Source organism: Rhodococcus sp. IEGM 1305, from assembly GCF_030058635.1.
Taxonomy (GTDB): Bacteria; Actinomycetota; Actinomycetes; order Mycobacteriales; family Mycobacteriaceae; genus Rhodococcus_F; species Rhodococcus_F opacus_D.
Genome location: NZ_JASHKX010000006.1, coordinates 52,951 through 65,246 on the forward strand (window position 1 = coordinate 52,951; position 12,296 = coordinate 65,246).

Consider the following 12,296-nt stretch of genomic DNA (forward strand, 5'->3'; position numbering starts at 1 on the left):
CCAACCGAAACGTGCCGGAAATCCGAGAACCCCATTTCGCGCGACCGGAGCCGTTAGAGTCCGGAAATTGCGGCACGGGCGGTAGTCGAGTCCGTCGCAGCACGTTCCTGACCGATCTACACGTCCCCGGAGGACCTGCGTGGCCCCAACCGTGAGGAAGCGACTCCCAGCAGTGAGGACGCGACCGACATCCGCGAGGAAACGCACGAGGCGAGGGTCGGTCACCCGGCAACTCGGCCGTGCGTTCGTCCTCGTCCTGCTCGGCCTCGTCGCGGCGATCGCCTTCGGCGGTCCCGCGGCGGCGCAGGAACCCACCCCGCCGCCCCCACCGCCCGCGACGAGCGGGCAACCGGCGCCCCCGGAGAACGCGGTGCGGGTCAGCGGCAATCTGAACAACGCCGGCGAACGGCTCGCGGACGTCGAGGTACGCGCTCTCGATTCGTCGGGCAACGAGGTGGCGAAGGCGACGTCGGAGTCGAACGGCCGCTGGGAACTCCAGGTCGCGCCCGGCACGTACACGTTCGAGATCGTGGCGGACTCGCTTCCCGACGACGTCAGCGTGCAGGCCACGGTGCAGCGGGAAGTGGTGGCCGGTCGCACCAACACGGTGATCTTCTCGTTCGGCGAGGCCCGTACCGGTTCCGCGGTCCCGTTCTACGAGAAGCTGATTCGCCAGACCATCGACGGACTCCGGTTCGGTCTCGTGATCGCCATCGCCGGAGTCGGGCTGAGCCTGATCTACGGCACCACCGGCCTGACGAACTTCGCGCACGGCGAACTCGTCACCCTCGGCGCGGTCGCGGCGTGGGTGATCAACGTGACGTTCGGTGTGCAGCTGATCCCGGCCACCATCCTCGCAGTGTTCGTGGGCATCCTGATCGGACTGCTGAACAACGCCGGGATCTGGAAACCGCTGCGACGACGCAAGACCGGCCTGATAGCGCAGCTGGTGGTGTCGATCGGGCTCGCGATCTCCCTGCGCTACCTGATCCTGATCTTCTTCTCCGATCGCGCGGAACCGTTCGTCGACTACCAGGCCCAGGTCGAGCGGCACTGGGGTCCGATCGCGATCACCGACGCCAACCTCGTGAGCATCGGCATCAGTCTCGTCGTTCTCGTCGGAGTGGCCCTGCTGCTGCAGAAGACGCGCATCGGCAAGGCCATGCGCGCGGTGTCCGACAACCGCGACCTGGCCGCGTCGTCCGGCATCGACGTCGAACGGGTGATCCGCTTCGTGTGGGGTCTCGGCGGCGGTCTCGCCGCGCTCGGCGGCGTCCTGTTCGGCATCTCCGAACTCGGCGGCCGCGTGCAGTGGGAGATGGGCTTCAAGCTCCTGCTGCTGATGTTCGCCGGCATCACGCTCGGCGGACTCGGCACCGCATACGGCGCGCTGCTCGGCTGTGTGATCGTCGGTCTGCTCGTCCAGCTGTCGACGCTGGTGATCAACCCCGACCTCAAGTACATCGGAGGACTGCTCATCTTGATCGTCATCCTGGTGGTCCGGCCTCAGGGCATTCTCGGCAGCCGGCAAAGGATCGGGTGAGGGCATGGACATCGCAGGAGCACTCCAGGTCTCGCTCGCCCAGCTGATCGGCCCGTCCGCGATCTTCTACGCGCTGCTGGCGATCGGCCTCAACCTGCACTTCGGCTACGCCGGACTGCTCAACTTCGGTCAGATCGGTTTCGCCCTCCTCGGCGGCTACGGCGTCGGGATCATGACCGTCACCTACCAGCAGCCGCTGTGGGTCGGCATCCTCGTCGGTCTCGCCGCGGCCGGACTGCTGGCCGTCGTCCTCGGTATCCCGACGCTGCGGTTGCGGGCCGACTACCTCGCCATCGTCACGATCGCCGCATCCGAGATCCTCCGCCTGATCTTCCGCTCCACCGCATCGGATTCCATCACCGGATCCACCAACGGGTTGTTCGGTTTCGCGGACCCGTTCACGACGCTCAGCCCGTTCGACTCGGGTAAGCAGTACAACTTCCTCGGCGTGAAGTTCTACGGCGACGACCTCTGGTCGATGGTCGTGGGGTGGACTCTCGTCCTGGTGCTGTGCGGGTTCGTGTTCCTCCTGACGCACAGCCCGTGGGGCCGTGTCCTCAAGGCCGTCCGCGAGGACGAGGACGCCGCACGCGCCCTCGGCAAGAACGTGTTCGTCTACAAGATGCAGGCGCTGGTCCTCGGCGGCATGATCGGCGGGCTCGGCGGCGTGTTCAACGCACTGCAGACCAAGTCGATCAACCCCGACTTCTACTCCACCGCACAGACGTTCTTCGCGTTCGGCGCCCTCATCCTCGGCGGCGCCGCCACGGTCTTCGGACCGGTGGTCGGCGCGATGCTGTTCTGGTTCCTGCTGGCCATCCCGGACGCCCTGTTGCGACAGGCGATCTCCGGGCCGGAGCCGCTGCTGCCGCTGACGGAACAGCAGGTCGGGGCCATGCGGTTCGTCCTGCTCGGCATCATGATCGCGGTGCTGATGGTCTTCCGGCCACAGGGCATACTGGGCAACAAGCGGGAGGTGCAGCTCAATGCCTGACCACAGACTGCCGGATCATCTGCAGACCGACACCGTGCTCACCGACGAGGAACGGGCCTCGATATTCACCGACGTCCCGCACTCCCCCGGCGCACCGAAACCCGACCCGATCCTCGTGGTCGACAACGTGTCCCGGACGTTCGGCGGGCTCAAGGCCGTCGACGTGGCGCATCTGGAGATCCAGCGCGGCTGCATCACCGGACTGATCGGTCCGAACGGTGCAGGCAAGACCACCCTGTTCAACCTGCTCACCGGTTTCGACCGGCCGGACAGCGGCACGTGGTCGATGGATGGTCAGTCGCTGGGCCGGATGTATCCGCACCAGGTGGCCCGCCGCGGCGTCGTCCGCACGTTCCAGCTCACCAAGGCGCTGTCGAAGCTGACGGTGCTCGACAACGTTCGGCTCGGCGCCACCGGGCAGCGCGGTGAGCGGATCTTCAACACGCTCCTGCCGTGGACGTGGAAGGCGCAGGAACGGGCCGTCACCGAACGAGCGAACGAACTGCTCGCGCGGTTCAAGCTCGACACCAAGTCCGACGATCTCGCCGGCTCGCTGTCCGGTGGTCAGCGCAAGCTGCTCGAGATGGCGCGGGCGCTGATGACCGAGCCGACCGTGGTGATGCTCGACGAGCCGATGGCCGGCGTGAACCCGGCGCTCACCCAGAGCCTGCTCGGCCACATCAAGTCGCTTCGGGACGAGGGCATGACCGTCGTGTTCGTCGAACACGACATGGACGTCATCCGCGACATCAGCGACTGGGTGGTGGTGATGGCGCAGGGCAGTGTGATCGCCGAGTCCACACCGGGACACCTCTCGTCCAACAACGCGGTGGTCGACGCCTACCTGGGCAGCCACCACGATCAGGCGCTCGAGTTCGACGACGAGGGGAATCCGGTGGGCGCGACGGCCGTTCTGGCCGAGGCACTCGAAAACGCGGAGGCGGCAACCCTCGAGACCGGCGGCGACCTCTCCGAACCCGACATCACCGAGCTGAGGCGTGAGAACTCATGACCGAACTGACCCCAGCGGAATTCGCGGCCACACCCGAGGAGCATGCCCGGCTCGCCGAGGGTGCCCTCGTCCGCGCGGACGGTGTGGTGGCCGGGTACATCCCCGGCGTCAACATCCTCCGCGAGTGCAACTTCTTCCTGCGCGAGGGTGAGATCGTCGGCATCATCGGTCCCAACGGTGCCGGGAAGTCCACGCTCCTGAAGTCGCTGTTCGGGCTGATACCGGTGCGTGAGGGTTCGGTGACCCTGCGCGGTGAGGACATCACGTCCAAACCCGCCCACGTTCTCGTGCAGAAGGGTGTCGGCTACGTCCCGCAGACGCAGAACGTCTTTCCGTCGCTCACCATCGAGGAGAACCTCGAGATGGGGATGTATTTGCGGCCCAAGCTCTTCGCGCAGAGATTCGCGTTCGTCGGCGACCTCTTCCCGCTGCTCGTCGAGCGGAAGAAGGTGAAGGCGGGCGCCCTGTCCGGCGGTGAACGGCAGATGGTCGCGATGGGCCGGGCACTGATGATGGAACCGTCCGTGCTGCTGCTCGACGAGCCGTCCGCCGGACTGTCCCCGATGTTCCAGGACGAGGTGTTCATCCGCTGCAAGCGAATCAACGCGGCGGGCGTCTCGGTGATCATGGTCGAGCAGAACGCCCGCCGGTGCCTGCAGATCTGCGACCGCGGCTACGTCCTCGACCAGGGCCGCAACGCGTACACCGACTCGGGACCCAACCTGATGCACGACCCGAAGGTGATCGAGCTGTACCTCGGGACCCTCGCGGGAAGTCAGGAGAAGAAGTAGGTCCGGTGGTTCCGGACACGACTGTGGGCCAGGTTTCCCTGGCCCACAGTCCGTTTCAGGTGAGTGCGATCATCCGCCGACGACGATGTATCCGTCCGTCGTCAGCTTGTTGTCGGCACCGAACTTCAGCTTGCCGTACGAACCGATGGACGGCTCGCCTGCGGCGGTGAAGTCGAGTTTGCCGGTGATGCCGTTGTAGTCGACGTCCGTGCCGGCCTGCACGAGCGGCAGGCACTCCTGGTAGGACGTGCACGGGGTTCCGCCCTCGGTGACGGCGTTGATGTTCGCGGCGATGTCGCGACCGGCCGTCGACTTCGCGGCTTCCGCGGCGAGCGCGGAAACGACTACCGCGTCGTAGGACTCACCGGCGTAGTTGAAGTCGATCAGCCCCGGGTTGATGCCCTTGAGACGATCCTGGAAGGCCGGACCGACGTCCGTGAGCGGCGTGGTGCCCTGCATGCCGTCGAGCAGCGGTGCGGCCACCGACTCGCCGAGCGCGTTACCCATGTTGCCGTCCACGCCGTAGACCTTCATCCCGTCGGACGGGCCGATGCCGACCTCGTGCATACGGGTGATGATCTTCGCCGACTCCTCGAATCCGACCACCGCGACAGCGTCGGGGGCGAAGTCCTTGACCTGGTCGATCTCGGAGTTGAACGACTGCGCGTTGGGGTCGTAGATGATCTTCTGGATCTGGTCCTCGGGGATGCCCGCGTCGACGAGGTTCTTCTGGATGTTGTCGGCGAGCCCGGTTCCGTACGGGTCGTTGAGGGCCAGGATGGACACGCGCTGGCCGCCGTCGTCCGAGATGAGTTGCGACACAGCCTGAGCCTGCAACACGTCGGTGGGGGCGGTGCGGAAGTACTGGCCCTTGTCCGGGTAGCAGACGAACTGGTCGGACGTGTTGGCCGGGGAGAACATCACGACGCCGGCGCTGGACACCTTGTCGATGACCTTCAGCGACACCGAGGACGACGCCGCGCCGATGATCACCTGGGTGCCCGCGGCCAGTTCCCGGTCGACTGTGGTGTTCGCCGTGTCGGTGGTGGTGTCGCCCGAGTCGCCGGGAATCAGCTGGACCGGCTGGCCGAGGACACCACCGGCCGCATTGACGTCGTTGACGCCGAGCTGGGTGCCCGCCACCATCGGCGGTCCGAGGAAGGAGAGGCTTCCCGTGTCGGGGAGCAGAGTGCCGATCTTCAGCGGCGCCGTGGACGGGGCACCCGCTGCCGCCGCCTCTTCGGGCGTGCAGTCGGTGGAAACAGTGGTGGCCGAGGCAGAGCTGTCACTCCCACTCGCGGAGTCGTCGCCACTGTCCGAACTACAACCTGCCAGTGCGAGAGATGCCGCGCCGAGAACCGCGGCCGCCCGCACGAGGGTCCGTTTAGCCATCCAAACTCTCCTTAGATCACCTGAGTGCGGACGCCACCCGAGTTGGCGTCCGCTGTGGGATCAGACGCTAGCGGTCCGGCGGCTTTCGCGATCCGTCCAGAAAGGCTCGTGACCTTACTGTGATCTGAATACGACGAGTGTTTACGCGGCCGTAGCGTGGCAAGCCTCAGGCGCCGAGGAGAAGGCGCACGGAGTCGACGACACCTGACGCCGGAGACCCAGCGGTGGGCCGACGCCAGCCGATCCGCGGACTTCCCCGCCGGCGCCTGACGCCTCCGGCGAAAACGCGTCGCCCGTCGCCGATCTCGCGGGTCAGCTGGCGGGAGCTTCCCCACCGAGGGTCTCGAGCACCACCTGCGCGACCGCCTTCATCGTCGACCGGCGGTCCATCGCGGCCCGCTGGATCCACTTGAACGCTTCGGGCTCGGTCAGCGACTGCTTCTCCATCAACACGCCCTTCGCCCGCTCGACGATCTTGCGGGTCTCCAGACGCTCGGACAGATCGGAGATCTCCCGCTCGAGCGCGGTCACTTCCTTGAACCGGCTGGCCGCCAACTCGACCGCAGGAACCAGGTCGGCAGTGGAGAACGGCTTGACGAGATAGGCCATCGCCCCGGCGTCGCGAGCCCGCTCCACCAGCTCGCGCTGACTGAACGCTGTGAGAATGACCACGGGCGCAATACGTTTCGCCGCGATCTCCGAGGCCGCATCGATGCCGTCACGACGGGGCATCTTCACGTCCATGATCACGAGGTCGGGTTTGAGCTCCACCGCCAGGTCGACGGCGGCCTGCCCGTCACCCGCCTCACCGACCACGTCGTAGCCCTCTTCCCGCAGCATCTCGACCAGATCGAGCCTGATCAGCGCCTCGTCCTCGGCCACCACGACCCGTCGCGGCTGCGACGGCACACCTTGCTGCTGGGGAGCGTTCATGGCCACCATTCTCCTCTGCTCGGACGACCCCGGCACGGGGAGCGAACGTTAGAAGGGTACCGGTGGTTGACTCCCGACGGCGATCTTCTACAGTGGTACAGCGCAACACGCCCTCGTATCCCAATTGGCAGAGGAAACGGATTCAAAACCCGTCCAGTGTGAGTTCGAGTCTCACCGAGGGCACTGCCAGGATTTCTCGCGAATCGCAGGTCAGATGCATTCTCTGACCTGCGATTCGCATCTCGTCCCCCGTCACGGTGTTTGCGTCACCACTGGCCCGCGACCTGCCGGGTGGCGGCGTTGAGCCGGTTCCACAGGTTCACGGTGGCGATCGACAGGACCAGCGACGCGAGGGCCTGCTCGTCGTAGTGCCGGGCGGCCTCGTTCCACACGTCGTCGGGCACCGGGTCCGAACGGTCGCTCAACCGGGTCATCGACTCGGCCAGCGCCAGGGCCGCGCGTTCGGCGTCGCTGAAGTACGGAGCCTCCCGCCACGCGGCCACCGCGAAGATCCGCTCGTTGGTCTCGCCCTCCTTCTCCAGCTCACGCGAATGCATGTCGACGCACACGCTGCAGCCGTTGATCTGGCTCGACCGCAGATGGACGAGAGCGTGCGTCACCGGCGGCACGTCCGCCTTCGACGCTGCCTTTCCCAGAGCCAGCAGAGACTTCATGGCGTCGGGAACGATCATCGCGGGGTTGGTCATCCGGGCTTTCATGATTGCCTGCCTCCAAAGGTATTCGGGTGATCTGATGTCACACCGGGTGATTTTCGTTCTCACTGACATGACGAACCGCGACGGCAGAATGTGACAGATGAACGACGACGAAGTTCTGGCACACCGCTTCGAGGAGAGCCGGACGCATCTGTCTGCGGTCGCCTACCGGATGCTCGGCTCGATCAGCGAAGCGGAGGACGCCGTGCAGGAGGGCTGGCTCCGGCTCAGCCGTGCCGAGACCTCGGATGTGGAGAATCTGCGGGGCTGGCTGACGACGGTCGTCGCCCGGGTGTGCCTCGACATGCTCCGCTCACGGAAGATGCGCAGTGAGGAGCCCCTGGACGTCCATGTGCCGGATCCGATCGTGAGCGAGCTGGACGGGGCCGATCCCGAGCACGAGGCGGTGCTCGGTGATTCGGTCGGACTCGCGCTGCTGGTCGTGCTCGACACGCTGACGCCCGCCGAGCGGCTCGCCTTCGTGTTGCACGACATGTTCGCACTGTCCTTCGACGAGATCGCCCCGATCGCCGGACGCACCCCCGCCGCGTCCCGTCAGCTGGCGAGCCGCGCGCGCCGCCGCGTCCAGGGGTCGGGGCCGGTTCCGGATGCCGACCTGACCCGGCAGCGCGAGATCGTCGAGGCATTCATGGCCGCCTCGCGGGGCGGCCGGTTCGACGATCTCCTCGCCCTGCTCGACCCGGACATCGTCCTGCGGGCCGACGGCGGCGCGGACGGATCCTCTCTCGTGCGCGGAGCCCGCGCCGTCAGCGAGCAGGCCCTCACCTTCGCGCGCTTCGCTCCTTTCGCCCGGCTCGCCCTGGTGAACGGCGCCGCCGGGGTCGTGACCGCACCCGAGGGAAAGGCCATGTCCGTCATGGCCTTCACCGTCTCAGGTGGGAAGATCGCCCGGATCGACATCCTCGCCGACCCGCACCGCCTGCAGGTTCTGGGGCTCTCTTCCGCCGGCGACCGACGACCCCGCAGGTAGCGGCGGTTTTTTGTGCCCGATCCTGGGGATCTGCGCCGTCCTGCCAGTACCATGGTGGAACAGGTACGCCCTCGAGCACGGAGGTCACCCATGGAGCTCGGCACCGTCACTTTCACCTACGACGGGCGGGTAGCCCTTCGATTCCAGCAAGCGCTCTCGCACTCGCCGGAGAAGGTGTGGCGAGTTCTCACCGACCCGCAGTACCTGAAGGCCTGGTTCCCCGCCGACGTCGAATTCGACCTCACCCCGGGCGCCGAACTCGTCTTCCGGGTGACGCCGGAGCAGGTGCGCCGATTCGGGTTGCCCGCAGATCAGACCACCACCGGGACGGTCATCTCGGTGCATCCCGCGCACATCCTCGAGTACCTGTGGGACGCCGAGACCCTGCACTGGGAACTCGTCCCCGACGGCAGCGGAGGCTGCTGGCTGACGCTCACCCACACCGTGGAAGAAGAAGAATCCGCCTACGCCCACGCCGCCGGCTGGCACGCGGGACTCGAGGTGGTCGAAGCGCAACTGGACGGCCGCGAGGTCGACTGGTCCCCGTGGGATCGGGCCGACGAACTCGCCGCGTCCTACCGCAAGACGTCCTGACCACCGGATTCACCGACACGGGAGAAGCGCGTATCGCGGGCAGCACAACCACACCGGCAGCGACCTTCGTGAAGGAGGTCACCGGCGAGGCGACGCGACGCCGGGGTGTGCACGGCACCGACCTCGGCTGTCCCGCGCGCCTCGCCGACGGGAGAGTCGCGTTCTTCTTCGGCGACACGTTCAGCTCGCACGGCAGGCGGTGGCGCAGCCCCGTGATGTTGCGCTCCACCACCACCGATCTCCGGGGCGGCATCGAGTTCGACTCCGCGGCCGGCGGCCGGACGGCGCGGGAGATCCTGCCGAACGCGCACGATGTCCGCGAACTTCCCGACCGGGAATCGGCGGGCACCGAGTTCACCGTCGTTCCTGCCGACGCCGTCACGATCGGTGATCGGACGTATCTGTCCGTCGTCAGTGTGCACTCGTGGAGGTCACGTGCGTGGCCGACGAATTTCACGTATCTCGCCTGGTCCGACGACGGCGGCGAGAACTGGCACCGCTCACCCGCCCGCTGGGACAACCGTGGTGGGTCGCTCGATCAGCTGTGGACCATGGAGCGGCACGACGGCTACGTCTACGTCGTCTCGAGCGCGTTCGACCGCACCAATCCGGGTGGGATGATCCTCCGGCGGGTCCCCGAACCGTGCATCCTCGAGCCCGGAGCTTACGAAGAGTGGGGCTGGGACCGCGGCACGGGGTGGGCGTGGGGACAGCCCGCGACCCCGATCCTGCCGGGCCCCGTCGGCGAGATGTGCCTGCGACGGATCGACGGCACCTGGGTCCTCGCGTACTTCGATCCCGCCGCGTACGCGATCGTCACACGCACGGCGGAGCGCATCGACGGACCCTGGTCGGAACCGACCGTGCAGATCGCCGGCGGCGACTGGGGAGCGACGGACGGCACGTGGGCGCAGATCTACGGTGGATTCATCCATCCGGCGTCCACACTGGGCGAGCTGCATCTGTTTGTGTCGCAATGGAACCCGACGACCGGTGACCCTTATCGCGTCCTGCAGTTCACGACTCGGCTGGACGCCGGGTAGCCCGCCGCAGAGTCACCCGACGAGTTCCGACTCCGTCCACCGGCCCTCGCCCTCCAGTTCCACACCGCGGGAATGGAACTGGTTGAGGGTGCTGCGGTGACCCACACTCACCACGATGCTGTCCGGGAGTTCGGTCCGGAGCAGGGTGTAGAGCGTGTATTCCAGGCCCTCGTCGATGGCCGACGTGGCCTCGTCGAGGAAGATCACTGCGGGCCGTGCGATCAGCACCCGCGCGAACGCGAGACGCTGCTGCTCACCCGGCGACAGGATCCGCGTCCAGTCGGCGGTCTCGTCGAGCCGATCCCCCAGATTGCCGAGCGACACCTTCGACAACGCAGCGCGCACGACGTCGTCGGCCGCCGTCGGCTCCTTCGGATACGCCAGTGCGGTTCGCAGCGAACCGAGCGGCAGGTACGGCCGCTGGGACAGGAAGATGGCCTCTCCCGCGGGTCGCGACACCGTGCCGTCGGCGTACGGCCACAGATCGGCGAGCGTGCGGAGCAGGGTGGTCTTGCCCGAGCCGGACGGGCCCTTGACCAGCAACGACTGCCCGGGGGTCACGGTGAGCTCCAGGCCCTCGATGAGGGTCTGGCCCGTGGGGATGCGCACGTCCAGCTTCTCGACCTGGAGGTCGTCGCCCGACTTGCCGGTCTTCAGGATCGGAAGTTCGGCGGCGTGCTGGTTGTCGTTGGCCAGACCGTTGAGTCGGATGAGGGTGGCGCGGAAACTCGCGAAGTCGGCGTACGACTCACGGAAGAAGGACAGGGAGTCGTGGACCTGCCCGAACGCCTGCGACGTCTGCATCACGTCACCGAGCGACACCTGACCGGTGAACAGTCGGGGCCCCTGCACGAGGAACGGGAAGATGACGGCCGTCTGGTTGACGGTGAGGTTCCATCCACTGAACTTCAACGTCCGGAAGACGATCTGCCACATGTTCCGGATGACGTCCGCGAACCGTCCGGCAAGGGTGCGGCGCTCGACGTTCTCGCCGCGGTAGAACGCGATGCTCTCGCCGTACTCCCGCACCCGGATCAGCGCGTAGCGGAAGTTGGCGCCCAGTTTCTCGTTGAGGAAGTTCAGCTTGATGAGCGGCTTGCCGATCCAGAACGCCACCACCGTGGTCACCAGCACATAGATGTAGACGAGGAAGATCATCGCCCGCGAGATCTCGACGCCGAACACCGTCATCGGGCCGGACAGATCCCACAGGATCCCCGTGAACGACACGATCGACAGCACGGCCGTCACCGCGCCCATCGACAGCGAGCGGGACGTGGTCACGAAGTTGGTGATGTCGGCCTGAACGCGCTGGTCCGGGTTGTCGATCGCGTCGTCCAGGAACCGGTCACGGTAGTAGGCACGGCTGTCGAGCCAGTCGTCGACGAGATGGTGGTTGAGCCACGTCCGCCAGTCGATGTCGAGGGTCTGCCCGATCAGGTACTCGATCAGGGCCCGCACCACGTGGACGGTCGCCAGAAGGGCGAAGACGCGGAGGAAGTGCCAGAACGCCGACTCGTCCAGATTCTGGATCGAATCGTAGAAGTCGTTGTACCAGTAGGAGAACAGCACCGTCATCCGCACCGCGAAGACCGTCGACAGCAGCAGCACCGCCAGAATGGTCAACGGCTTGAGGCTGCGCCGCGGATTGAAGTACGGCGCGGCGAAGCGCCAGAACTGCCTCCCCCATTTGGTGAACCGCGCGAGCAGTATCACTACGACGACGAACGCGACGACAGTCATGACGTAGGCCTTGAGCAGCCACATTGCGCTGTCCCAGACGACGTTGTTCCAGTCCACGACCCATATCCCCGATCACGAGGTGAAACTCACCAGAAAAGATGGCGAAGTCTAACCCCGGACCTCGGTCATCGGCGAGAGATACGCACAGGACACGCGTCGATCCGCACCCACACATCGCCCGATGTCCCATTTGGGCGGTTTCGCCGCACGGGTGGGACATCGGGCAGAGAGAACGGGCGTCCGTCGACGGGCAGTCTACGAGTCCTTCTCGGGCTCAGGCTTTTTCAGGTTGCCCTCGTCGTCGACGTAATCGTCGAAGGCGGTACCCGACACCGTGCCGTCGGAGCCGGGCAGGACGACCGTCTCGCGGGCGCCCGGCTCGTAGCGGGCGTCGATCTCCTCCACCTTCTTCTTGGCTGCGGCCAGCGCCTCGTCGTCGGGAAGGGGAACTTCGGTCTCGGCCGGCCGGCCGGTGTTCTTCTGCTCGGGTGCGTCTGCGCTCATAGTGCACGTCCGTTCCGTTTCGGAGATTCCAGACCGACCA

Annotated in this window: 12 protein-coding genes and 1 tRNA gene; 8 read left to right on the plus strand and 5 right to left on the minus strand. The window is 66.5% G+C overall.

All coding sequences use genetic code 11. From position 1 onward, the window contains the following. The first annotated feature begins 172 nt into the window (after positions 1-172). Genes QM693_RS12775 through QM693_RS12790 form a run of 4 tightly spaced genes read left to right on the plus strand, consistent with a single transcriptional unit; the run spans position 173 to position 4,340 of the window. Positions 173-1,543, plus strand: coding sequence for a branched-chain amino acid ABC transporter permease (locus QM693_RS12775; protein ID WP_283334311.1), 1,371 nt, complete (start codon positions 173-175; stop codon positions 1,541-1,543). A 4-nt stretch (positions 1,544-1,547) separates the two neighbouring features. After that, positions 1,548-2,537: a branched-chain amino acid ABC transporter permease gene (locus QM693_RS12780; RefSeq protein WP_009473649.1), complete on the plus strand. Its 990-nt coding sequence runs from the start codon at positions 1,548-1,550 to the stop codon at positions 2,535-2,537. Further along, positions 2,530-3,549 (plus strand): ABC transporter ATP-binding protein, encoded by a 1,020-nt coding sequence (locus QM693_RS12785; RefSeq protein ID WP_105413707.1) that lies wholly within the window; start codon positions 2,530-2,532, stop codon positions 3,547-3,549. Before QM693_RS12780 ends, QM693_RS12785 begins: the two co-directional genes overlap by 8 nt. Continuing rightward, complete coding sequence (locus QM693_RS12790; protein ID WP_283352519.1) at positions 3,546-4,340, plus strand: ABC transporter ATP-binding protein; 795 nt, start codon at positions 3,546-3,548, stop codon at positions 4,338-4,340. The genes QM693_RS12785 and QM693_RS12790 overlap by 4 nt, the downstream gene beginning before the upstream one ends. Before the next feature lie 69 nt (positions 4,341-4,409). On the opposite strand, the gene QM693_RS12795 is transcribed toward QM693_RS12790, so the two are convergent. Both QM693_RS12795 and QM693_RS12800 read right to left on the minus strand, forming a co-directional pair. Then, complete coding sequence (locus QM693_RS12795; RefSeq protein ID WP_007295814.1) at positions 4,410-5,732, minus strand: ABC transporter substrate-binding protein; 1,323 nt, start codon at positions 5,730-5,732, stop codon at positions 4,410-4,412. 312 nt (positions 5,733-6,044) lie between these two features. Then, on the minus strand, positions 6,045-6,674 hold the full coding sequence (locus QM693_RS12800; protein ID WP_283352520.1) for an ANTAR domain-containing response regulator: 630 nt from the start codon (positions 6,672-6,674) through the stop codon (positions 6,045-6,047). 100 nt (positions 6,675-6,774) lie between these two features. On the opposite strand from QM693_RS12800, the gene QM693_RS12805 reads away from it, so the two are divergent. Continuing rightward, a tRNA-Leu gene (locus QM693_RS12805) sits at positions 6,775-6,848 on the plus strand. Between the two features lie 83 nt (positions 6,849-6,931). Here QM693_RS12805 and QM693_RS12810 read toward each other — a convergent pair. Next, positions 6,932-7,384 (minus strand): carboxymuconolactone decarboxylase family protein, encoded by a 453-nt coding sequence (locus QM693_RS12810; protein ID WP_105413705.1) that lies wholly within the window; start codon positions 7,382-7,384, stop codon positions 6,932-6,934. Positions 7,385-7,481: 97 nt separating this feature from the next. Between QM693_RS12810 and QM693_RS12815 the strand changes: the two genes are divergently transcribed. The 3 genes from QM693_RS12815 to QM693_RS12825 all read left to right on the plus strand — a co-directional run bounded on the left by QM693_RS12815 (position 7,482) and on the right by QM693_RS12825 (position 10,009). Continuing rightward, on the plus strand, positions 7,482-8,372 hold the full coding sequence (locus QM693_RS12815; protein WP_283352521.1) for a sigma-70 family RNA polymerase sigma factor: 891 nt from the start codon (positions 7,482-7,484) through the stop codon (positions 8,370-8,372). 90 nt (positions 8,373-8,462) lie between these two features. Beyond that, positions 8,463-8,966: an SRPBCC family protein gene (locus QM693_RS12820; RefSeq protein ID WP_005260370.1), complete on the plus strand. Its 504-nt coding sequence runs from the start codon at positions 8,463-8,465 to the stop codon at positions 8,964-8,966. Between the two features lie 68 nt (positions 8,967-9,034). Beyond that, a complete protein-coding gene (locus tag QM693_RS12825; protein WP_283352602.1) occupies positions 9,035-10,009 on the plus strand; it encodes a glycoside hydrolase family 183 protein in 975 nt (324 codons plus the stop codon). 12 nt (positions 10,010-10,021) lie between these two features. Here the strand turns inward: QM693_RS12825 and QM693_RS12830 are convergent, their stop codons facing one another. Together QM693_RS12830 and QM693_RS12835 are read right to left on the minus strand one after the other, a co-directional pair. After that, positions 10,022-11,809 carry an ABC transporter ATP-binding protein/permease gene (locus QM693_RS12830; RefSeq protein WP_005247472.1) on the minus strand — a complete coding sequence of 596 codons (1,788 nt, stop codon included), beginning with the start codon at positions 11,807-11,809 and terminating at the stop codon, positions 10,022-10,024. Positions 11,810-12,007: 198 nt separating this feature from the next. Continuing rightward, a complete protein-coding gene (locus QM693_RS12835; protein ID WP_009473659.1) occupies positions 12,008-12,256 on the minus strand; it encodes a hypothetical protein in 249 nt (82 codons plus the stop codon). Between the last annotated feature and the right edge of the window lie 40 nt (positions 12,257-12,296).

What these genes read in the sequence shown, in the direction of transcription:
- QM693_RS12780 (WP_009473649.1), top strand. Translation starts at nt 1,548, where the DNA reads ATGGACATCGCAGGAGCACTCCAGGTCTCGCTCGCCCAGCTGATCGGC.
- QM693_RS12820 (WP_005260370.1), top strand. Translation starts at nt 8,463, where the DNA reads ATGGAGCTCGGCACCGTCACTTTCACCTACGACGGGCGGGTAGCCCTT.
- QM693_RS12835 (WP_009473659.1), bottom strand. Translation starts at nt 12,256, where the DNA reads ATGAGCGCAGACGCACCCGAGCAGAAGAACACCGGCCGGCCGGCCGAG.
- QM693_RS12800 (WP_283352520.1), bottom strand. Translation starts at nt 6,674, where the DNA reads ATGGTGGCCATGAACGCTCCCCAGCAGCAAGGTGTGCCGTCGCAGCCG.
- QM693_RS12790 (WP_283352519.1), top strand. Translation starts at nt 3,546, where the DNA reads ATGACCGAACTGACCCCAGCGGAATTCGCGGCCACACCCGAGGAGCAT.
- QM693_RS12795 (WP_007295814.1), bottom strand. Translation starts at nt 5,732, where the DNA reads ATGGCTAAACGGACCCTCGTGCGGGCGGCCGCGGTTCTCGGCGCGGCA.
- QM693_RS12815 (WP_283352521.1), top strand. Translation starts at nt 7,482, where the DNA reads ATGAACGACGACGAAGTTCTGGCACACCGCTTCGAGGAGAGCCGGACG.
- QM693_RS12810 (WP_105413705.1), bottom strand. Translation starts at nt 7,384, where the DNA reads ATGAAAGCCCGGATGACCAACCCCGCGATGATCGTTCCCGACGCCATG.
- QM693_RS12785 (WP_105413707.1), top strand. Translation starts at nt 2,530, where the DNA reads ATGCCTGACCACAGACTGCCGGATCATCTGCAGACCGACACCGTGCTC.